General features: G+C 38.4%; 22 protein-coding genes and 1 pseudogene. 14 read left to right on the forward strand and 9 right to left on the reverse strand.

What is annotated here, in order from left to right; all coding sequences use genetic code 11:
- Positions 1-4 precede the first annotated feature (4 nt).
- From MLC44_RS10060 to MLC44_RS10085, 6 genes are read left to right on the forward strand one after another with little or no spacing between them, the layout of a single operon-like run.
- Positions 5-1,951, forward strand: a complete 1,947-nt coding sequence (locus MLC44_RS10060; protein WP_434657172.1) for an RNB domain-containing ribonuclease — start codon at positions 5-7, stop codon at positions 1,949-1,951.
- Entirely contained in the window at positions 1,944-2,912 is a 969-nt protein-coding gene (holA, locus tag MLC44_RS10065; RefSeq protein WP_151899845.1) for a DNA polymerase III subunit delta, read from the forward strand. The genes MLC44_RS10060 and holA overlap by 8 nt, the downstream gene beginning before the upstream one ends.
- A gap of 38 nt (positions 2,913-2,950) precedes the next feature.
- Entirely contained in the window at positions 2,951-3,358 is a 408-nt protein-coding gene (locus tag MLC44_RS10070) for a Fur family transcriptional regulator (protein ID WP_151899844.1), read from the forward strand.
- Between the two features lie 59 nt (positions 3,359-3,417).
- Complete coding sequence (locus MLC44_RS10075) at positions 3,418-4,344, forward strand: ribose-phosphate pyrophosphokinase (protein ID WP_151899843.1); 927 nt, start codon at positions 3,418-3,420, stop codon at positions 4,342-4,344.
- Between the two features lie 8 nt (positions 4,345-4,352).
- Positions 4,353-6,143: a translation elongation factor 4 gene (lepA, locus tag MLC44_RS10080; RefSeq protein WP_434657175.1), complete on the forward strand. Its 1,791-nt coding sequence runs from the start codon at positions 4,353-4,355 to the stop codon at positions 6,141-6,143.
- 10 nt (positions 6,144-6,153) lie between these two features.
- Complete coding sequence (locus tag MLC44_RS10085) at positions 6,154-6,732, forward strand: ComF family protein (protein WP_151899841.1); 579 nt, start codon at positions 6,154-6,156, stop codon at positions 6,730-6,732.
- On the opposite strand, the gene MLC44_RS10090 is transcribed toward MLC44_RS10085, so the two are convergent.
- A complete protein-coding gene (locus MLC44_RS10090; protein ID WP_434657177.1) occupies positions 6,724-8,445 on the reverse strand; it encodes a hypothetical protein in 1,722 nt (573 codons plus the stop codon). The two genes, MLC44_RS10085 and MLC44_RS10090, sit on opposite strands and share 9 nt — an antisense overlap.
- A gap of 23 nt (positions 8,446-8,468) precedes the next feature.
- Positions 8,469-8,744: a hypothetical protein gene (locus tag MLC44_RS10095; RefSeq protein ID WP_434657179.1), complete on the reverse strand. Its 276-nt coding sequence runs from the start codon at positions 8,742-8,744 to the stop codon at positions 8,469-8,471.
- A gap of 192 nt (positions 8,745-8,936) precedes the next feature.
- Here MLC44_RS10095 and grpE point away from each other — a divergent pair, with 192 nt between their 5' ends.
- Complete coding sequence (gene grpE / locus MLC44_RS10100; protein WP_151899839.1) at positions 8,937-9,467, forward strand: nucleotide exchange factor GrpE; 531 nt, start codon at positions 8,937-8,939, stop codon at positions 9,465-9,467.
- Positions 9,468-9,575: 108 nt separating this feature from the next.
- Positions 9,576-11,462 carry a molecular chaperone DnaK gene (gene dnaK / locus MLC44_RS10105; protein WP_151899838.1) on the forward strand — a complete coding sequence of 629 codons (1,887 nt, stop codon included), beginning with the start codon at positions 9,576-9,578 and terminating at the stop codon, positions 11,460-11,462.
- A gap of 21 nt (positions 11,463-11,483) precedes the next feature.
- On the opposite strand, the gene MLC44_RS10110 is transcribed toward dnaK, so the two are convergent.
- Entirely contained in the window at positions 11,484-11,996 is a 513-nt protein-coding gene (locus MLC44_RS10110; RefSeq protein WP_346389904.1) for a nitrous oxide reductase accessory protein NosL, read from the reverse strand.
- 64 nt (positions 11,997-12,060) lie between these two features.
- Here MLC44_RS10110 and MLC44_RS10115 point away from each other — a divergent pair, with 64 nt between their 5' ends.
- The gene (locus MLC44_RS10115) at positions 12,061-12,243 is read left to right on the forward strand and encodes a hypothetical protein (RefSeq protein WP_434657180.1); all 183 of its coding nucleotides are present in this window, start codon (positions 12,061-12,063) and stop codon (positions 12,241-12,243) included.
- Between the two features lie 29 nt (positions 12,244-12,272).
- A pseudogene (locus MLC44_RS10120) lies at positions 12,273-12,557 on the forward strand (redoxin domain-containing protein); the annotation flags it as partial.
- A 107-nt stretch (positions 12,558-12,664) separates the two neighbouring features.
- Here MLC44_RS10120 and MLC44_RS10125 read toward each other — a convergent pair.
- Positions 12,665-13,021, reverse strand: a complete 357-nt coding sequence (locus MLC44_RS10125; RefSeq protein WP_188110038.1) for a c-type cytochrome — start codon at positions 13,019-13,021, stop codon at positions 12,665-12,667.
- Positions 13,022-13,066: 45 nt separating this feature from the next.
- Here MLC44_RS10125 and MLC44_RS10130 point away from each other — a divergent pair, with 45 nt between their 5' ends.
- Genes MLC44_RS10130 through MLC44_RS10145 form a run of 4 tightly spaced genes read left to right on the forward strand, consistent with a single transcriptional unit; the run spans position 13,067 to position 16,677 of the window.
- On the forward strand, positions 13,067-13,978 hold the full coding sequence (locus MLC44_RS10130) for a VWA domain-containing protein (protein WP_434580128.1): 912 nt from the start codon (positions 13,067-13,069) through the stop codon (positions 13,976-13,978).
- A complete protein-coding gene (locus MLC44_RS10135; protein ID WP_434657182.1) occupies positions 13,975-15,546 on the forward strand; it encodes a vWA domain-containing protein in 1,572 nt (523 codons plus the stop codon). Before MLC44_RS10130 ends, MLC44_RS10135 begins: the two co-directional genes overlap by 4 nt.
- Complete coding sequence (locus tag MLC44_RS10140; RefSeq protein WP_434657184.1) at positions 15,527-16,528, forward strand: hypothetical protein; 1,002 nt, start codon at positions 15,527-15,529, stop codon at positions 16,526-16,528. Before MLC44_RS10135 ends, MLC44_RS10140 begins: the two co-directional genes overlap by 20 nt.
- A gap of 17 nt (positions 16,529-16,545) precedes the next feature.
- Positions 16,546-16,677, forward strand: coding sequence for a hypothetical protein (locus MLC44_RS10145; RefSeq protein WP_434657186.1), 132 nt, complete (start codon positions 16,546-16,548; stop codon positions 16,675-16,677).
- On the opposite strand, the gene MLC44_RS10150 is transcribed toward MLC44_RS10145, so the two are convergent.
- The 5 genes from MLC44_RS10150 to MLC44_RS10170 form a co-directional block, all read right to left on the reverse strand.
- The gene (locus MLC44_RS10150; protein ID WP_346389901.1) at positions 16,670-17,128 is read right to left on the reverse strand and encodes a hypothetical protein; all 459 of its coding nucleotides are present in this window, start codon (positions 17,126-17,128) and stop codon (positions 16,670-16,672) included. The genes MLC44_RS10145 and MLC44_RS10150 overlap by 8 nt on opposite strands.
- A gap of 10 nt (positions 17,129-17,138) precedes the next feature.
- Positions 17,139-17,564 carry a hypothetical protein gene (locus MLC44_RS10155; protein WP_434657188.1) on the reverse strand — a complete coding sequence of 142 codons (426 nt, stop codon included), beginning with the start codon at positions 17,562-17,564 and terminating at the stop codon, positions 17,139-17,141.
- Positions 17,561-18,661: a 4Fe-4S dicluster domain-containing protein gene (locus tag MLC44_RS10160; protein ID WP_434657190.1), complete on the reverse strand. Its 1,101-nt coding sequence runs from the start codon at positions 18,659-18,661 to the stop codon at positions 17,561-17,563. The genes MLC44_RS10155 and MLC44_RS10160 overlap by 4 nt, the downstream gene beginning before the upstream one ends.
- Positions 18,658-19,308 carry a TorD/DmsD family molecular chaperone gene (locus tag MLC44_RS10165; RefSeq protein WP_346389898.1) on the reverse strand — a complete coding sequence of 217 codons (651 nt, stop codon included), beginning with the start codon at positions 19,306-19,308 and terminating at the stop codon, positions 18,658-18,660. The genes MLC44_RS10160 and MLC44_RS10165 overlap by 4 nt, the downstream gene beginning before the upstream one ends.
- Positions 19,309-19,386: 78 nt before the next feature.
- A complete protein-coding gene (locus MLC44_RS10170; protein WP_346389897.1) occupies positions 19,387-22,662 on the reverse strand; it encodes a molybdopterin-dependent oxidoreductase in 3,276 nt (1,091 codons plus the stop codon).

The following is a 22,662-nucleotide window of genomic DNA, read 5'->3' on the forward strand; positions in this document are numbered from 1 at the left end:
TGCATTGAAATCACTACTTATACGACTCACTCATGGACTCAATGAACAAGACATCACGGAAGAGGAACTCCCTGTAGTACGCGAATGGCTTGCAAAAAAATACCTGACACACAAGCATAATATATACAAATTCAATTCCAAATACCGTGCCGGAGTTTTAGGACTTGTCCAAAAAGGAACAGCCTATTTACATGTAATAGGCGAGAATATTAAAGACCTCTATATCAATGAAAACAATCTCGGACTTGCCAATGAAGGGGATTTGGTTATTGCTCAGAGACTTTTAGGGCACAGAGGACAACCGAGTGCCAAAATAGTAGAAATAGTCGGAAAAGAACAGACTTACAGTGTCGCCTACATCATAGAAAAAGAGGGACACAAATCTTTAGTTGATCTTAAAACCGAGTATCCCGTCGGTGCTGAGATGTCAACAGAAGAGCTCAATAACTATGCAGTGGGTGACCTTTTTAAAGTTGACAACAATGAAAATAAAATCATGGAAAAAATAGGCAATATCAAAGACCCGAAATCTGATGAGAAAATTGTCCTTGCTCAGTTTAACAAGCATGATGCATTTGATGAGGAAGTTTTAAAAATCGCTCGCTCTTTTCAACCTGTTGATGCTTCAAAGTATCCAAAAAGAAAAGATTTAAGAGATTTGACATTTTGTACAATAGACCCTGTGACTGCAAAAGATTTTGACGATGCCATCTACTGGGATGACAAGAACACAACCCTCTATGTTGCTATCGCAGATGTCAGTGAATATGTCACACCTTTTGGTCCCATAGATACCGAAGCAATCTACAGAAGTTTTTCTATTTACCTGCCGCATCGTTCTATTCCTATGCTCCCGAGAGAACTCAGCGAAACTTTATGTTCCCTTCAACCCCATGTAGACAGACTTGCTTATGTATTTGAAATCAAACTTGATGTAAAAACTCTTGAAGTCGTAAAATCTGAAGTGTATGAGGCACTTATGCACTCTGACAGAAGATTTAACTATGAAGAGATTGACCTCTTTTTAGAAAATAAGCTGCAGGCAAAAACAGAAGAAGAAACAGAGATATTTGCCTGGATAAAAAAGCTCAAAACAGTTACCGACAGATTACGGGCAAAACGTCTGCAGGAAGGTTTTGACTTTCATTCTACAGAAATAGAGATGACTCTGGATGAAAACACAAACCTTGTCGCCACAACCCTTGCCCAGGAGACACCTTCTCACGGACTTATAGAGGACTGTATGCTCTTAGCAAACAAAGAAGCGGCAAAACGTTACAAAAGAGGGCTTTTTAGAATCCACGAACCGCCAAGTCAGGCAAAACTTCAGAAGCTTTACCAGGAGTTAGCCGGCATAGGCATACATGTAGAGATAAAAAACACTATCAAAGAAACAATAGACTCCATCCAAAAACAGGCCAGAGAGATGGGCATTGAAGCGGAAGTGGATACACTGATTATTCAGTCCCAGATGCAGGCACGATACTCCCCTGTAAATGTCGGGCACTTTGGACTGGGTTTTAAAGAGTACACCCATTTTACCTCACCCATCAGAAGGTACAGTGATTTAATTGTGCACAGACTTTTAAAAGCGATTAACAGAGGCGACACACAGGAACAGTCTTATGTTTTAAGAAATATAGAATCACTCAGTATGGCTATCAGTGAAAAAGAGCGCGAGGCTATGATTATAGAGTCCGAATACAAAGCACGCAAATATGCAAGATGGGCAGAACAAAACCTGCACAAAGAGTTTAAAGCAAGAATTACCTCTACAGATCCGGAACTGCGTGCCCAGCTGCATGATAAAATCATAGGTGCAAGACTGCATTTTACATCGGGTGCGGATGTAACACTTTTTGAAGATGTCATTGTACGCATTGATAAAGTGAATATAGCAAGAGCCCGAATATATGCCTCGGTAGTCGGAAAAACAGAAAACAATGTATAAAAACGAGTTTGACAAACATATACAAAACAAAAGTATTTCCAACAGCTTTATCTTTTTTGGAGAGAGTACCTTCTTGATAGATATGTATACAAAAATGCTGACAAACATAGAAGAAGCAAATATTCTCAGCTATTACCATGACGAATATGATTTTAACTCTGCAAAGGCACATCTCTCGCAGGGTTCACTCTTTGGAGACAGAAATATCCTTGTCATAAAAAGCGAAAAAAAAATTCCCAAAAAAGAGCTTGATCTGTTTTTATCCTTATGTGACAAAAATACAGAAAATATTTTTGTCTATGCCTATTACGGATCAGACCATAAAACCTACAACAATAAAAAAGCTTTTGCCAAAACAAATGTCATGAGTGTAAGATTTTTTCACCCAAAAGAGTATGAAGCACAAAATATTATTTATGCACTTGCCCAAGAAAAACATGTCAATATTGATAAATTTACAATTTCCCATCTCTTAAAAATTCACAATGGAGATGTTGCACTTGCATCGAATGAAATAGAAAAGTTTCGTGTTTATGACAGAGCCATTACAACAAAAGATGTTGACAATCTGGTATATGGACTTGCAAGTATCAACCTTGACGACTTTATAACAAAACTGCTTGACAAAAAAGATTTTCGTCCTGATTTACTTAATATACTCGAACATGGCGAAGATGAAATAAGAATTATTACAGCAATTACCGCCTATTTGACACAGCTTTATATGTTTAACATATATATCCGAATAAACGGTGCGCCTAATGCTTTAGAAATTTTAGGTTACCCTGCACCCTCTTTTGTGGTAGAACAAAAAGCCTCTGCTGCAATTAAAATAAAACCGCAGACATATGCAAAACTGCATGAATTACTCTTAAACAGTGAACTTCAGATGAAAAGTTCAAGTGGTGACAAAAGCGCGATTCTCTTTTCCAGCTTAATCCGATTACAAAAACTGCTTTAGAAAACTATTTTTAAATATTTGTAGTGTATAATTCTATTATGAATAATTATACAGATATATTACGTCAACATCATTTAAAAGCAACACCGCAAAGACTGGAAATTGCAAATGCACTTCATGCCAATGGACACATGACAATAGAGCACTTGTATGAAGTCATGCTGAAAAAATTCAATTCTATCTCACTGGCTACTATTTATAAAAATATTAATCTTATGATGGAGAATGCTTTTATACAGGAAGTAAAAATTCCAAATGAGAAATCAGTATTTGAACTGACAAAAGAGACACACTCCCATGTAATCTGCAGACAATGTCATACAATTCAGGATATTGTACTGGACCTGTCACAAACTGCCCAACTCGCTTCACAGACTTCTCATTTTAAAATCGACAAAGCCGACCTGGTTTTATCCGGACTTTGTCAAAAGTGCCAAGAACTTTAACATATACTCAGTACAATTGCTGTATAATACAACATTAATTTTTCCAAGAAGGAACTCCTATGCGTGGTTATAAAATTTTTGCAGGATCTGCCAGTGTTGATTTTGCGAAAGAAATTTGTAGTATTTTAGATATTCCCTTAGCGAAAGCTGATGTTAAAAAGTTTAGCGACGGTGAAATTTCGGTCCAGATTGCAGAATCTGTCCGTGGTCGTGATGTATTTATCGTACAGTCAACCGGTGCTCCCTCAAATGACAATCTTATGGAACTGTTAATTTTGACTGATGCCCTCAAACGCTCATCAGCTTCAAGTATTACAGCTGTTGTTCCCTACTACGGTTATGCGAGACAAGACAGAAAGGCGGCTCCCCGTGTCCCGATTACGGCTAAGCTTGTAGCAAACCTCTATGAAACTGCCGGCATAGACAGAGTCGTAACTATAGACCTGCATGCCGGACAGATTCAGGGATTTTTTGATATTCCGGTTGACAATCTTTACGGTTCTATTACCTTTGAGCAGTATATAAAAAGCAAAAACCTCAAAAATCCTATTATTGCTTCTCCTGACATCGGCGGGGTTGCGCGTGCGAGATACTTTGCATCCCGAATGGGTCTTGAAATGGTTATCGTTGACAAACGCCGTGAAAAAGCAAATGAAAGTGAAGTCATGAATATCATCGGAAATGTCGAGGGACATGATGTTATTATGATAGACGATATGGTTGACACGGCAGGAACAATGGTCAAAGCGGCCACTGCTCTTAAGAACAAAGGAGCTGTTTCTGTGATGGCATGCGCTACACACGGTGTTCTCAGTGGAAATGCCTACCAGAATCTTGAGAACGGTGAGCTTGATGAGCTCATTATAACCAATACCTTAGAATCAAAACCTCATTCAAAAATAAAAGTCTTGAGTGTTGCACCACTTTTTGCCGAAGTAATTCGCAGAGTCTATCACAACGAGAGTGTGAACAGTCTTTTTGCATAGGAGTATCATTGAAAAATATTAGGAACTTCTCAATCATTGCCCATATTGACCATGGAAAAAGCACCTTGGCTGACAGGATCATACAAGAGTGCGGTTCTGTTACCGAGAGAGAAATGGGTACACAGATGATGGATACCATGGATATAGAACAGGAACGCGGCATTACCATCAAGGCACAGTCCGTTCGCCTTGACTATGTCAAAGACGGGGAACATTATATTCTCAATCTTATAGACACACCGGGTCATGTTGATTTTTCTTATGAAGTGAGTAAATCTTTGGCATCTTCTGACGGAGCCCTGCTTATCGTTGATGCCGCACAGGGTGTTGAGGCACAAACAATTGCCAATGTCTATTTGGCACTTGACAACGACCTTGAACTCATTCCAGTTATTAATAAAATTGACCTTCCTGCCGCCGATCCTGATAAAGTCGCCGAAGAGATAGAAACTTCTATAGGTATTGATGCCACAGATGCTGTCCTTGTGAGTGCAAAAACAGGCGTAGGGATTCGTGACCTTATTGATGCCATTGTTGAGAGAATTCCGGCACCTGTCGGTGATCCGGATGCACCTACCAAAGCAATTATTTATGACTCCTGGTTTGACCAGTACCTTGGTGCCCTGGCACTTGTACGTGTTTTTGACGGAGAAATTAGAAAAAATCAGACGATTAAACTGATGTCAAACGATGAAGAGCATCAAGTCCTTGATTTATTATATCCGCATCCTTTGAAAAAAATCAAAACACAGGCTATAAAGAGTGGTGAAATCGGCATTGTAGTCTTAGGGCTTAAAGAGGTAAGTGTGGTGAGTGTCGGTGATACCATCACTGATGCGAAAAATCCCACTGCCCAACCGGTTGGGGATTACGAACCTGCTAAACCTTTTGTATTTGCCGGACTCTACCCTATAGATACCGACAAATTTGAAGACTTAAGAGATGCACTTGACAAACTCAGACTCAATGACTCTTCCCTCTCTTATGAACCTGAAACATCTATAGCACTCGGTTTTGGTTTTCGTGTAGGCTTTTTGGGTATGCTGCATATGGAAGTCATCAAAGAGCGTCTGGAGAGAGAATTCGGACTTGATCTAATTGCCACAGCCCCTTCGGTTGTCTACCATGTGTACCTTAATAACGGGAAGATGGTAAAAGTGCAAAACCCGTCAGAATTGCCCGAAATCAATCATATTGACAGAATCGAAGAGCCTTATGTGAAAGCCACAGTGATCACCCCCAGTGAGTATCTAGGGAATATCATGAATCTTTTGGTTTCAAAACGAGGTATCCAAAACAAAATGACCTATCTCAACGAAGAAAGAGTAATGCTTGAGTATGAAATACCTATGAATGAAATAGTCGTGGATTTTTATGATACGCTCAAGTCCATTTCAAAAGGCTATGCTTCTTTTGACTATGAACCGACCGAATTCAAAGAGGGCGACCTTGTCAAACTTGATGTCAAAGTTGCCGGAGAGGTCGTGGATGCACTCAGTGTGATTGTCCCGCGAACTTCTGCGCTTTCTCGCGGGCGAACACTTGTAAAAAACATGAAAGAGCTTATTCCCCGTCAGCTTTTTGAAGTAGCCGTACAGGCATCACTGGGCAATCAGGTCATAGCCCGGGAAACAGTCAAGTCAATGGGAAAAAATGTTACTGCCAAATGTTACGGTGGAGATATTACCCGTAAACGCAAACTCCTTGAAAAACAAAAAGCAGGGAAAAAACGAATGAAATCCATAGGCAAGGTGCAGCTGCCGCAAGAGGCTTTTATGTCTGTTTTAAAAATGGACTAAAGCAGATTTTATGAAATGTATAGTGTGTGAAAGTTATACTTTTACACACATATGTTCCGCCTGCCAGACAAACTTTCTCTCCCCTGCTCTTTACAGAAGAAAACTCCCTAACGGTACCGACATCCTCTCTTTTTACAAATATGAGGAGATAAAAGAACTGTTGTTTACGAAACATACCGATATCGGTTTTTATATTTATACTATTTTAGCAAAACTCAGCTTTAAAAAATTTGCCAAAGAATTTCATACAAAAGAGAAATATCTCTCTTTGGCAATAGATGACAAAAGTACAAGTGGCTATTCGCACACAGCACTGTTAAACCATGCACTTAAAACATACAATATCCGTCCGCTTTACAATAAACTTCGGGCACAAAACAGTGTTTCGTATTCGGGTAAAAGCAAACAATTCAGACAGGAAAATCCAAGAAACTTTCAACTGAAAAAGTTCAAAGATGATGAGAGTATCATTTTAGTTGATGATATTATCACAACAGGGCAAACACTTGCACAGGCCTGTACAAAAGTTGAAGAACAGGGCCAAACCGTCAGTTTTTGCCTTACCCTGACTGATGTAAGTCTAAAATAATCCTTTCAACAGATTTCCGACATCTTTTCCTATTCTTTTTTGTATCTCTTTTTTAATCGCTTTTGTTGCCTCCTTTTTGATAATCTGCTTTGCATCTACCCCGATTTTCGGTCTGTTGATATTTCCTTTTAGCGTAACACTCAAAGGATTGCCGTTCGCATTAATATCAATTTTTGCATCAATTGTATTGGCTTTTGTGTCAATTTTTGTATTTTTTGCCACAATGGAAGATGTATTTGACTTTAAATCCAACGAGGCAACAATTTTTTCTTTCTTTATTTTTGCATCTACATCTCCTTTAAAACGCTGTTTATACAGGTCTATATGTGCATATTTTTTTGTCAAGTCAAGTACCTGGTTAGGCATAAACGTACCATCGAAAAGCAATCCTTTAAAGTCACCTTTTTCATCTGCGAGATTATAAAGAAATTTTCCGTCTACAGAGGCCTTGAATATTTTAGGATACAGCAGCATATCAAGAACATCCAAAGTCTGCAGTGATTTTAAATTTGCAACAAAGTCATCATTGTGCAGTTTTGCATCAAGTTTGCCGCCGGCTATATTTGAAAAAAGTGTAAAATCCAAATCTTTTGCTTTTTTCAGTATTCCATTGGCAGCCAAAGCACCTTTGAGATGCCGTTGCGTTGCAAAATAGAGTTGCTCAAGATTAGGAATTTTTACGGTATAGTCCGTCTGCAAAGAAGCCTCTTTTGTATCAAAACGTGCTTTTTTAATCACAAAATTCGCAAGCGTTGAAGAAAAATTTAATTTCGTGTCAATGATATTCTTACTGAGTACTGTATGGGTTTCAGCATGAAACTTTGTTCTTGGCATCATACTTTTAAATTTATACGCTTGGGTAATGTACCTTGTGTCTGCCAGCCCCTTTGTAATCTGAGATGTCACAACACCCTGCAGATTTTTCGGATCAGCATTGCTGATGTTCACATGCATGGTAAACAGCGCATCTGCATAATGAGGCTGTTTGAGCATATAAAGCAGTTTTTGAAGCTTGAGACCTTTTATATCCGCTTCAATGCTTTTGGGTGCAAAATCATGCAGTGTTGCTGTAAATGCTGTGTTTGAAGCAGCCAAGTCACTTTTTCCTTTGAGAATCATTTCTTCTTTATTGCCGACTACTGTTCCGTTGAGATTTAATTTTCCTCTTATATCAGCCGAAGTTATCGGTTTTAAAACAGCCAGCTCTTTTACATGTAATGCGTATTTTGCCTTTACATGTAACGGTGCCGGAACTATATTGCCTTGCGATGTCATTTTGGCAAGGTTAGAATTGAGATTATATCTATAATCAATTGCATCGCCTTTGAGCTTTGCATCCAAATTCATTGCAAATGCTGTTGGAGGAATAGTAATATTGAAATCTTTTTTCATCACGCTTGCGTTTAATTTTCCATTTTTTGTAACAAGAAGAATATCACCGTCAAGTTGATGCGGCGTAATGTTTGTAAAATTGACATTCAGATTCACCTGGGCACTCGCATACGGTTTTTGATTGATCATATGCAGTAAAGAGGCTAAATCGGCACGCGCTACTTTGGCAATAACTGCAGTGGGACTGAAGTCTGTCATAACAATTTTGTAGTCTGTTTTACTTTTGGCAACATCACTCTTTCCTAAAACAGTAAACAGTTTGTCATTCCCCTGTACCCTTCCCTCTGTAAAAAAGGCATCCTGCAACTGCATTACAGTCAAAGGCTGCAGCGTTGCCAGTTCTCCTAAATCAACACTGTATTGTATATCAAAAGATTTTGAAAAATCGAATAGGTTCCTGCAGCTTTAATTGTATTGTTCTCATTTAATTGCAAAATTATTTGAAAATCACTCATTGATAAAGAAAAAACCTTTAGTTTAGAATCAAGTTTCGTCTCTTCTCTGATTTTACTCTCTATAGCGGGTTTTATCAATGAATTGCCAAAGCCTGTAAAGAGTATGACATACACGAAAATAAATATACCTACAACGCCAATAAAGAACCAAGTTAAATATTTCATAATATTTCTCCATAAATTTGTAGTATAATAATACTCAAGTGAAGCTTCATTACAGTTTTAAGAAGATGAAAACAAACTTGACAGGATGTGACTAAAGTTATTTTATATAAATCACACAACCATTACTTGACATTATTACACTCAATGTGTATAATACGTTATCTTTTCAAGAAAAAGGAGATATGAATCATTATGTCTGAAAAAGAAAATACAAATAATAACGAAATAGAGAATGATGAAGTCGCTGCTGAAGCTGAAGCAGTTGAAAACGAATTAGATTTACTGCAAAAAGAACTGGCAGAACTAAAAGACAAGTATGCACGTGTTCATGCTGATTTTGACAATATTAAAAAGAGACTTGAACGTGAAAAATACACTGCGGTTGAATATGCAAACGAAAAATTTGCAAAAGATATGATCCCTGTAGTGGATTCTCTTGAGATGGCCCTGCAGTCTGCTAATGCAGATGCCGAACCTCAGGAACTTATAGAAAAGCTCAAAGAGGGTATTGAACTTACACTCAAGCAATTTACTACAGCACTGGAAAAACACGGTGTAACAATGGTATCACATGAAGAGCCGTTTGATCCGAATATTCACAATGCCGTACAGAGTGTTGACAGTGATGAAGTTGAAAGCGGACAGATTGTCCAAACCTTTCAAAAAGGTTACAAATATAAAGAGAGACCATTGAGAGAAGCTATGGTTGTTGTTGCAAACTAGCTTTCAGTAAATGCAACCTAGGTTGCAAAAAAAAAATTTAAAAGAGCGTACAATTACACTGTTTTAAAAAATATAAAATTCAATTAAACTTAAAAAAAGGAAGAAAAAATGAGCAAAGTAATAGGTATAGATTTAGGAACAACAAATTCATGTGTGGCAGTATATGAGGGTGGTGAAGCGAAAATCATTCCAAATGCAGAAGGAAAAAACACAACACCTTCAGTTGTTGCATTTACAGACAAGGGAGAGGTTTTAGTAGGAGACCCTGCAAAACGTCAGGCTATCACAAATCCGGAAAAAACAATTTCATCTGTCAAAAGAATCATGGGTCTTATGATGAATGAAGAAAATGCAAAACTTGCACAGGAAAAAGTAACATATAAGATTGTAGACAAAGACGGTATGGCAGCAGTTGATGTTGCAGGAAAAATCTACACACCACAGGAAATTTCAGCAAAAATTCTTTCAAAACTAAAAGAAGATGCTGAAGCGTATCTTGGAGAAAAAGTTACTGATGCTGTAATTACCGTTCCGGCATACTTTAATGACAGCCAAAGAAAAGCGACAAAAGATGCCGGTACTATTGCGGGACTGAATGTACTTCGTATCATCAATGAACCGACTGCATCAGCACTTGCATATGGTTTAGAGAAAAAATCTGATGAAGATGTTTTGGTATATGACCTGGGTGGTGGTACATTTGATGTAACTACACTTGAAATTTCTGACGGAACATTTGAAGTTCTTTCAACAGACGGAAATGCATTCCTTGGTGGTGATGACTTTGACAACAAAATTGTTGACTGGTTAGCAAGTGAATTCAAAGCAAGTCACGGAATTGATCTTAAAAATGACAAAATGGCCCTACAGCGTTTGAAAGATGCTGCAGAAAGTGCGAAAAAAGAGTTAAGTTCGGCAACAGAAACAGAAATCAACCTGCCGTTTATCACAATGACAGAAGCAGGTCCGCAGCACTTGGTTGTAAAACTTACCCGTGCTAAGTTTGAAGGGATGATTGAACCACTTGTAGATGAAACAATGGATCATGTTCAAATTGCAATGAAAGATGCAGATTTAAGTAAAGGCGACATCAAAGAGATCATCATGGTTGGTGGTTCTACTCGTGTTCCTTTGGTACAAAAAAGAGTTTCTGACTATTTTGACGGCAAAGAGTTAAATAAATCAGTAAACCCTGATGAAGTTGTTGCTGCAGGTGCAGCTATTCAAGGTGGTGTATTACGAGGAGATGTTAAAGATGTTCTTTTACTTGATGTTACACCGTTATCACTTGGTATTGAAACACTTGGTGGTGTTGCAACGAAAGTTATCGAAAAAGGAACTACAATTCCTGTAAAAAAATCTCAAATCTTCTCAACTGCAGAAGACAACCAGCCGGCTGTTAGCATTAACGTTGTGCAGGGTGAGCGAGAATTTGCAAAAGACAACAAATCTTTAGGTCTGTTTGAACTGACTGATATTCCGGCGGCACCGCGTGGTGTACCTCAAATTGAGGTTACGTTCGATATTGATGCCAACGGAATACTGACAGTTTCAGCAGTAGACAAGGGAACTGGTAAAGAGCAAAAAATTACAATCTCAGGTGCTTCAGGATTAAGCGAAGAAGAGATTGAAAAAATGGTTCAGGATGCAGAAGCGCATAAAGCTGAAGATGAAGCAAGAAAAGCTGTTGTTGAACTCAAAAATCAGGCAGATGCATTGATTGCACAAACTGAAAAATCAATGAAAGAGATGGGAGACAACCTTGCAGCTGACGAAAAAGCAAAAATAGAAGCGGCTATCAAGGATCTTCAAGATGTTCTAAAAGATGAAAACTCTACAAAAGAGCAAATTGAAGAGAAAGTAAAAGTACTTACAGAAGCAAGCCATAAAATGGCAGAGCAGATGTATAAAAAAGAGCAAGGCGGTGAAGCCGGAGCAGCAGATGCAGCAAAGAAAAAAGACGATGACGATGTTATCGACGCTGAGATAGAGTAAACACTCTGTCTCAACCCCTTCTTATTTAAAATCCTTCCTGGCTATTTGCCAGGCAGAATAAAAATCAACTATTTTCCCACCATATTGGGCCTGAAAAGCCTGTGCGTCTTTTAAAGATTTGAATGCATATTTACTTATTCTACTCATTGTAGCGGGTTTTTTACTTCCAACAACATAATAAGCTTCTGTTACAGGAACAAATTTCAAAGAACTCACATCAACAACTTGAGGATTTTCCAGTTCAGCACCTTCTTTAATATCTTTTGTCAAACAATGAATAGAACAGTACTGATGTGTTATCCCATTCTCTTTTGCCGCATGATTTGTTTTATAGAACTTTACCAAATTCATGCCGCATATATGGCAAGATTCTTTATGCTTTCCTTTTTGCAACAAAACAGCTTTTTCCTTAGAAACACTTTGGAACATTCTATGCACCGTTTTTTTTGTTTTATGAGGAGTTGCTTTGTGCAATGAAGTGCTGCATCCCGTCATCAATACGAGAGACAGTGAAACAAGTAGTGCTTTAACCATGTATTTTCCTTTATTTTTTTAGCATTTTATCAGTTTATTATTACAATAGTGTTAAGCTTGTCTTATGCTAAAAAAAATGAAACACTACCTCAAAGAAATTATCTTTTTTGTGATTACGATGACTCTTTTTGCAAATGCTTTAAGTTTGTACAGAAGTCAGGATTTATCACAGAGTCCCTTAACTGTTGACAGCTTTAAACTTATAAATAATCAAGAGTATCAAGTAGTAAAAAACAAACCGTTTTAGTACACTTTTGGGCTAGCTGGTGTCCTACATGTAAGCTTGAAGCTTCAAATATAGAATTTTTATCGCACTATTTTGAAGTCATTACCATAGCTGTGAAGTCAGGGAGTGATGAAAAGCTTCAAAAATATCTTGATGAAAATAATTACACTTTCAAAGTTGTCAACGACCAAAATGGAAAACTCTCCTCAATATTTCATATTTCCGGATTTCCGACAACTTTTATTTATGACAAACACAAAAAACTGGTATTTAGTGAGGTTGGATACACTTCAACGCCGGGGCTCTATCTAAGAATGCTGTGGGCAGAAAAATAGATGTAGCGTCTCAAACACGCTTACACTAAAGCATCATATATCCAATTCCCCGTATGGTTTTTATGTACTCTTTTGTATTTGCAGGATCTATTTGTACCGGAACAGATTTATGAACCAAATCCGCCCAGTATATCGTCCTGTACATCTTCAACAGGGACTTCTTTGTGATTGGAAAGAAAAAAGGATAAATCGTTAATATCCTGATCACTCAGTTTTTTCGCAAACTGCGCCATCATCTGCTGTGAAACACTGCTGGCCTTTCCTGCGCGAAAATCAATCAGTTTCTTTTTCAGGTAACTGCTTTTTTTGTTTGCAAGTCTCGGATAGGTACTGCTTCCTTCGGCAGATGGTCCATGACAGCTTGAGCAGGCATTGGCAAAGAAAAGCATTTCACCACGATTGTAAGCATCTGAATCTGCATATATTTTCGTTAGCAGGATAACAAATAAAAAAATAAATCTCATTCTCATCTCCTCTTTGCTATAATTGTATCAAAAAGTAGTGACAAATTGAATAATTTTACCTTTGAATATCCTTATGTTTTCATCCTTTTACTTTTGGTAATCTGCATATATAAATGTCCTCTTACGCTCAAAAAAATTATTTTCCCGCACATACATCTCTTTTCAAAAAAAACCTCTTTCATCAACAAAGAAAAACTGCTCTATTCCCTGATTCTCTCCTCTATGATTTTTGCACTTGCCTCACCAATTGTATATGACCAAAAAAGTTCTTCCAAGCGAAAAGGAAGAGATTTGGTTTTTGCTCTTGATACCAGCGGTTCCATGGCGGAGAGTGGATTTGACTCAGAAAATCCGCAAAAAAGAAAATTTGATGCACTCAAGGAACTTTTAGCTTCATTTATATCCAAACGTTACAACGACAATGTCGGTGTAGCAATATTTGGAAGCTATGCCTATCCTGCCATTCCTTTGAGCTATGATATGAAGAGTGTTGCATTTTTACTGGATTTTTTTGATGTGGGCATTGCAGGAGAAAGTACCGCTATAGGAGAAGGACTGGCAACTGCACTCAAAATCCTCAAAAAAGGAAAAGCAAAAGAAAAAGTGATTATTCTAGTGACAGACGGCTATCAGAACAGTGGTGCTGTTTCTGTAAAAGAGGCGGTACAAAGGGCAAAAAAGCAGCATGTGAAAATTTATACCATAGGCATAGGAGACACCTCCTCTTTTGATGCCAATCTTCTCAAACTCATAGCAAAAAACACAGGTGCAAAAATGTTTGCGGCTAAAGATGTCAAGATGCTGCAAGAAGTTTATCAGGAAATAGACAAACTCGAACCAAGTGCCATTCGATCAAAACATTATCTTCATAAACAAAATCTCTTTATCTATCCGCTTACTTTGGCATTGCTCCTGCTGTTCTATCTTATTACAAAACAGAAAAAGGAAGTTTTATGACACTTTTGTATCCCTGGATTCTTTCTTTTCTGATTCCACTGTATTTTTACTATAAGAATGATATAAAAGAGACACAGCAAAAGACAAAAAAGCAAAAGAACCTGCTCTACCTTTCTCTGTTTTTTATGCTCATCGCACTCAGTCGACCGGTCATTACAAACAAACCGATCGAGCAAAAATTTGATGCACAGGATTATATTATAGCCCTTGATGCATCCTTTTCAATGCAGGCGGATGACCTGAAGCCAACACGCTATGAAGTGGCAAAAAAAAATATTGCCTCTTTGCTTAGGCAACTGAATCAGGATCGGTTCAGTATTTTTGCATTCACCTCCAACGCCATGCTCATCTCACCTCCGACAACAGACAGTACCATCAGTATGATGGCACTCAACTCTCTGGAGCCAAAATATATATTAACAAAAGGAACCTCCCTGCTCTCTTTGTTTCAAAGTATTGCCAAGACTTCCTATAAACAAAAAAATCTCATTATTTTCACTGACGGGGGCGAGGACAAAGATCTTGCCAGCCTCGTAGATATATGTAAAAAAAATAGCATCATTCCCTATATCGTTGCAACAGGTTCAACAAAAGGAACCACACTGAAAAAGAACAACAAACCTATTTTGGACAATAACGAGAATCTTGTAATTTCAAGAATAAATCCACTTTTAAAACCGTTGGCACAGGAGTGCGGAGGAAAATATTATGAATTAGACACAGATGCAGATATATCAAAGGAAATCATCAGCGATCTTCAAGAACAGGATACTGCTGTTGAATCAACGACAAAGGTACTCAGCTACCGGGAACTTTTTATTTTTCCGCTTTTTATAGCGCTGCTTAGTTTCTTTCTTGCTGTAACAAAACTGCACCAACTCTTTGTTCTTCTGCCTTTTATCATTCTGCCGTACCCTGTTCATGCGGCCTCGCTCTTGGATTTTTATCATCACAACAAAGCAAATCAGGCATACAGGCATAAAAACTATGCAGCTGCTGCACAGGAGTTTCTCAAGCTTTCTCCCTCCCCTGCAAGCTACTATAACAGTGCAGTTGCCTATTGCAAAGCAAAAAATTACAAAAAAGCTGTAGAACTTTTTTCACAAATACGTTCCACAGATCCAAAACTCAAACAAAATATTTTTTACAATCTCGGCAATTGTGCTGTTGCCTTGAAAAAATACAGCCGAGCAATGCGCTATTACCAAAAATCATTGGCACTTGGATTTGACAAAGATGCCTTTTACAATCTCAGCCTTCTGTATAAACTGGGACTTCAGGATGAAAAAAATCTCGGACAAATGCTTCCAAAAACCAACAGGCAGCGCAAAAAGCAAGATGATAAAAAACAAATGCAGAAAAAAAGCACAAACAAAAGTGCCTCATCGTCCAACTCACAGCAAAAAGCTTCACAAAAAAGCAGCGGCAGCGGAAAAAACAGCAAAAAGAAAAAAGAGAACCAAAATCTTCTACATGTAAAGAAGAAAAACAAATCAAAATACAAGCTGGGATACAGAGCTTATGAACTCATAAACAAAGGATATACAAATGAAAAACACCCTTGGTAAGATATTTTTGCTTTTTATACTTTTTACTGTCTCACTTTTTGGTGCAGGCCAGCTGGCAACCTACAAACTTACAACCAATAAAAAAAGTGTCCACATCAAAGAACCTCTGCTCATTACCTTTCAGGCGGAACAGAAAAACCACAGTGATCATATGTTTTTTTCCTTTAATGTGCAAAAAAGCCCTGATTATGAAGTAAAACTTTTACAAAAAAGCATACAGGACAAAGGCTACCACAACACGAAGACAACCTTTAAGTTTATTCTCTTTGCACTCAAAGCAAAAACACTGCATGTAAATTTTGATTTTATTATTCGCACCGCCAGTGACAAAGCTGTCAAACAAAGTTATGTTGATGACCATGATGACAGTATAGCCATCAGCACCTATGATACAAAAATAGCGCTCAAACCTTTAACACTCAAGGTAGAAAAATTTAAAAAACATGTTGACCTGGTAGGAGATTTTAAAATCAGCTCTACAATTGACACCGATGAAATTGACCAGTACGGGATTGTCAATCTGCATTATATACTCTCCGGTACGGGTTACAAAGAAACAGCATTGAATATCCTCAATACGCAGATTGAAAATGTAAGCATATTTTCAAAAAGAAAAGACAAACTTTCCAGGCTTACAGAAGATGGGTATATTATCAATACAGAATATATATATGCCCTCAGCGCGGCAGATAATTTTACAATCCCCTCTTTTGTGTTAGAAGTTTATTCCCCGCGCAAAAACAGCTATTACACACTCCATACAAAAGCATATAAAGTCAAAGTAAAAAAAACAAATCCTGCACTCTTGTTAGACAAAACAAATGCCCCACAAAATCAAGCATGGATAAATTTTGCGCAGATAAAAACTTTTTTCATCTATACCCTGATTTTTTTAGCCGGATTTTTCACCGCAAAAATCAGTCAAAAATCATTTTTTACAAAAAACAAAAAGAAGAGTTTGCAGATATTAAACGCGCAATAGATGCAAAAGAATTGCTCTTGCTCTTAATAATGAATTATCAAAACAGAGGTTTAGATGAGGATATTGCAAAGCTTGAGGCGGATATTCATAAAAAACATCCCCTCAATCTCGGAAAAATAAAAAAAGAGATACTGAAAAAGCTTAAGTAAAAAACTCGATATAGACTTTGTCAAGATATTTTTTTGCTTTTTCCGCTTTTTGAATTTTCGGTTCGAAAATCTCTTTCATTGCCGGATAGTTTTGCATATATTCTTGATACAAATCACATTTCATATCCATGTGTTTTTTAAATTCATTGACAACAGCCTGCATGTCTTCGGGTGTAGCAATCCACTGCATGAAATTTTTAAACATTCTCTCACGTACATCTATGGCAAAAGATTCGCCCAGTTCAGCTGCTATGCGTTTTAAATCCCATCTTGAAAAATAGATACCGCTTTTTGCCGGAGGCATAATCTCTGCATAAATGGCCTTTAAATAGTCTGGATAGTCTTCATACTCATCTTCTGCACAGCTTCCGTCATCACAGGCAGCCTGCATTGCCTGTTTTTGCATCATTTCAAATTCGTTTCTTAATTCATTTAAATCTTTTATATCCATAATTGTCTTCCTATCTTATATATTTTTCAAATATTTCTTTTGCTAAAGCTTCGCCAAGCAATGTATTGTTTTTCTCAAGATACGTTCCGATCAGTCGTTCACCGTCTCTTAGAACAAAATCACACTTGTTATACACCTGTACAAATTCATCTGCTTCATCCAGCAGTTCTACTGCACTCTCCTGATATTCTTCTGCTATATATGCACCGTTGACATGAGATTTTTTCATATTTGAAAGTGTATAATAAAAATCATCTTCGCGTATATTCATCGGTATCATCATGGCATCGGCATTATTTGCTTTTATCTCTTTGTTAAGTAAAACAAACAGTCTGTTTGGACTGGCATGTTCAGCAATAAGCCCAAAGAGCTTTGTCTCTTTTTTAATCCCGTCATCAGCATTCATTGTCTCGACTTCTGCCATTCTTTCACTCATTGTATCCCCCATAGTTCTTTTGCTTCTTCTTCTTCAATCCTGCATCTGTTACAGATTTTCTCTCCACCCTGATAGGCAAAAAAGTTCCCGCATTCATCACATCTTTTAATGTCAAAACGCACCAGGGTTTCAATTTTCGGTTCAAAAAAAGTACTGAGCGAAAATGTTTTTCTCAGTGTGAGAGAATGCGGTTCGCAGACATCATGACAGCTGTGACACTGTACACAGGCGAGCGGATTAAAATCAATTTTACTGCCTCTGTGATCTGAGCTCAGAGCACCGGTCGGACAAATTCTGTAACACATCTGGCAATTGGTACATGTAGTCTCATCCAGATCCTTTTGTGAAATAAATGAGATGTCCTCTACAGAAATCGTATGATACATTTCAGGCACTTTGGCACGTTTCATAGCCATAAGCAACAGACTTCGCCTGTCCGGTATATTCTTCTCTTTGATTTTCATAATATCTTTTGCTGTAACTGTATGTGTCTTTACATTCGTATCACTCGCATCAACTTCATTTTGAAGTTGCTGCTTGATGGATATTGCAGTTTTGACACCCTCTTTTGAGAGCAGTTTACGCCGGCTTAAAGTATCACTTTCTTTTTTTATTTCAAGATTTAATGCTGCAACATTCAGGCTTTTTTCCTGTTGCATCGCTTCAAGCAGGAAATTCACCTCTTCTGCTCTGTTGTTTATAACAGCAAGATTTGTTTTTGCTATTTCACACTCTGCACAGGGTCCCACATCCAGAGTAATTTTTTCTGAAGATATCAATGCAACACTCAATAACTCTTCAACACTCAATGAGGCTATACAGGGGAAATTTTCGTCCTTACATGTAAGCACACTCTTTTCATCTTCTAAAAACTGGAAAATATAATTCATTGGGTTAAAATCATCCAGTGTATATGCCGCAGTAGGGCAAACTGCATTACAGCCTCCACATCCAACACATTCACTCGGTGTAAAAGAGATTGCAGAGTTTTCCAGATGAATTGTTTGAACAGGACATGCCTGCACACATTTGTCACATATTGCAAACTTGTTTGAAGTATGCACGCATTTGCTGACATCTAAAGTTAAAAGGCTCATGCTTGGTGATTATATCCGCTGTTTTTTAATTCTGTGAGGTATTCAAAGTCACTCATAATGAACTCCAAAGCCAAATCAGCCGCATCAAAATAAAAAGCCGTGCCTGCTTCACTTTTCACATTTAACAGATACATTGGCGCCCACTCCAAAATATGGTCTCGCATAAAACCGTACTGAATCTGTGCTATCTCCTGTGCCACTTTAGAGTTCCCCTCTTCAAGTGCCTTTAGCTCTGCTCTGCAGAGTTCATACATAAACTCAAGTTCAATCGCTATATGGTCAGCAGCCATAACCCGTGCTTTGTCAAGCTGTACATTAAATTCAAAAGCATTAAAAATCGCCTGTACAGGATTGTCGCCACCTGTTTCAAGCATCTGATCATCTCTCGTGTAAAACGATTCATACGGAATAAGATGGAGTAAAAAAAGGTTAGTAAAATCAACATTCAGATATCTTTCTATCAAATCTTTTGAATCAAGCTCTTTTCGTTTTTTCCATTCTTTGAATGTTGGAAAAAAAGAGAGCATATTTTCGTCTTCTTCTATTGATTTTAATAGCCCTTCATCAATTTCACTCATCATTATTCTTGAGATAAGTGCATACAAATTTATTCTTGCAATCTGCTCTTGTTTTAAATCATTATTCATTAAAAATGTGCCTTTTGGAAATTTTCTTATATTAGAAGTATAGTAAAGCCACACTTGAAGTGGGCTTTACCTTTGTTGTTAAACGTCTTTTATATTGAACTCATAAGCCTTTTGGCTTGGTTTCACCGGACGTTTAATATGATATGGACGGCGTAGTTTGTCTGCCGCAGTCAACGGACGAGTCAACTGATCTCTCCATGCCTGATACACTTTAAAGTTGTTTTCATAGTTCACTTTAATATCACCTATTTTGTCATCAGCACCTGCTTTGGTAATGATAACTTTTTGGTGCCAGCCGTGGTTTCCGGCAATAGGATCCGGATGACAAGGGGCTACCGCATTTTGCCATGCACCACTGAGTCCATCCCACCAGATATTGTCAAGATCTTTGTTGTACTCTTTAAACTGCCATGCATGATGCGGTTTGATACCTTCAGTCGGTTTCATTGTTCCGACTTTTCCGTCATCAGTCATTTCATATTTAGGAGAACCCAAACTCATAATACCAAGCTGATGCTCAAATCCCGGAATAGTTACAGAGTCTTTGAGTTTCCAGCGGCCTGCATGGTGTGAACATGCAAGAACACCAGGACGTGTTGCTTCAGTTGGCACAGCCATTGCAATAAAGTAACCGCTTTTAATACCTGTAAGAGTATCCTGTATTTGTACTTTAACTGCATCTCCGCGTTTGATACCGAGTTTTTCAGCATCTTTTGTATAGATCCAAATAGGATTGTGGTTTTGTGAAATCTCCATCAAGTGTTTAGAGTTCACAGAACGCGTATGAATATTGTACGGCAGACGATAAATCGTATTGAGTGCAAATTCATTGTCCGCTTTCATGTGCTTATGGTGAACCTGTGTTACAAGGTGTACCATTTTGTCGCTCTCTGCATCATTTCTCGGATAAATTGGAATAGCATACTCCGGCCATTTCCATTCTTCAGCCAACCACTCAGAGAAAAATTCAAGCTTTTTACTCAATGTATGGAAACCTTCACGAAGTTCTCCGTCAATTTCAGCACCGATAGATTTTTTGAAGTTTCCGTCTTGTACCCATAATGCACCGAATTCATCCTTGGTAACTTCGTCTTTGGAATATTTATGACCGTGTGCATGGTAATATGTTCCGTCAAATTCAAGTTCTTCTTCCTGAGGCTTGTATACATCAGTTTTTTCTGTCCAGGCACCATGATCTCTCATGTAGCTGTAAACAGGGAACTCTTCTTTTGCATACAGTTTTGTCGCTTCGGCTTTTAATTTCGGTAAAAGACTCATCGCCGCATCAAAATACTCAGGAACAGTTACCGCACGGGACGGATCTTTTTTACTTGCCCAGTATTTTCTGATGCCCAATGAACCATCCGGATCTACATAATCTACAATTAGATTTGGCCAGAATTCACTCTCTTCCCATACTTCACCCAGACCGAATTTCATGTGTGCTTCAAGTGTAGCACGTTCCGGTCTTTTTGCTTTCCAACCTGATTTTTCAGCAGCAACACGAAGAACCGCCTGACGGAATTCTATACGCTGTTCCGGTTTTGAAGGCGTTGACTGTTGATCGTTTCTCTCACCCGCAAGTCCAACAGGAAGTACATAATCACAGTACCAGTTTGTTTCAGACCAGGTAGGAGAGAGGTTAAATGACAATTCAAATTTATCTTCACGCTTGAGTGCTTCTATCCATCTGAATCCATCCGGATTAATCCATAAAGGATTGTGCATTCTTGGAACATAAACAGCCATAGATTTAGGAATCTTCAGTCCGCGTTTCGTCCATTTCTCATGCCATGCATCATCCATCATAATCTGTGGCATCATGTAACCCATCTCATATGTTGAAATAGGATACTCCGGCGGCCATGCAATTTCATTCCATGCATCAGTTTTTTCAGGGTGTTTTCCTGCAACTGTGGCTTTGTCACCTTTTCCTGCAACTGAAATTTCATGCCAGTGGTGCATACCTACTCCACCGATATCTCCACGCATAGCTCCGACAAAAACAAGAGGCAGGAAACCTGCACGTGTATTCATCCAGCCACCACGGTGACCGATTGGTCCTGCACGCCATAAATATGTAGCAACTTTAGCTCCTGCAGGTACAAACATCTCCCACAGTTCATCCAGTTTATATTCCATACCTTCGAGTTTACACTCTTTAACAACAAACTCTTTAGTATACGGAGCGTACAACTCTTTTGCAACTTCTATAAAAGACTCATAACTGTCATCTTTTGGCATTTTAGAGATATATCCGTATCCAATCATCTTTTGCAGATAATCTTTGTTGGCCATCAGTCTGTCCCAGTTAACCCACTCTTTTACAAATTCATGATTTACAATATCTGACCCGTCTTTTTTCTTTTCATTTAAAATACGGTTTGTCAAATATAGATAAAGTGCTGCTTCTGTTCCCGGCCAACACGGAATCCATAAATCCGCCATACCCGCTGAGTTACTCATTCTAGGGTCAATAACAACCATTTTTGCACCACGTTTGCGCGCTTCAGCAATCAAACCGGCTGACTGTTGGAAATAGTGACCCGCATCTGCTGCATGTGAAGACTGTAAGAATATCAGATCTGCATTTGCCCAATCCGGTGAGTTTCTGTCATCATTTGCCCATTGGATAGTTCCCTGACGAGCCCCTGCCGAACAGATATTGGTATGTGAATTGTATCCGTCAATTCCTAAAGATTGCGGAACACGCGGACCAAAGCCGTTTTCGTTTGGACGACCGACATGGTACATGATAGATTTTTTAGAAATCTCATCACCTTTTGCAAGTGTGTCATGCATTTTCTTCCCGATAGCAGCCATTGCCTCATCCCATGTTACACGAACCCACTTTCCTTCACCACGTTTTGAACCCGGCGCACGTTTAATAGGAAACGGAATACGATCAGGATCGTACATTTGAGAAGTTACAGCATACCCTTTGGCACAGTTTCTGCCTCGAGAACCTGTGTGTAATGGGTTACCCATATACTTTCTTACCGTCATAGTATCTTTGTTAACCCATGCAGTTAGACCACAACCCGCTTCACAGTTTGAACAGACTGTTGGAACAATTGTATAGTTGTTTACCTGGATACCGTCAGGATTGTCGGCAGATCGGACGCCATGGCGTTCGATACCGCCACGTTTCCAGTCATCTCCGTCGAGCTCCGCAAAATTGTCCCACTCTGATTGGTCAGGATAAAAAGAAATTGTATCAGGAGTGTTTGTAAACTTACTTTGGCTAACAGATTCGGCAATTGCATCTGTTGCAAATACCCCTTTAGCAATAGCTACACCAGCTACGCTGAATGCAGCACCTTTTAAAAATGTTCTTCTACTTTGTAAATACAT

It is taken from the genome of Sulfurimonas sp. NW9 (assembly GCF_051132275.1).
GTDB classification, from domain to species: Bacteria; Campylobacterota; Campylobacteria; order Campylobacterales; family Sulfurimonadaceae; genus Sulfurimonas; species Sulfurimonas hydrogeniphila.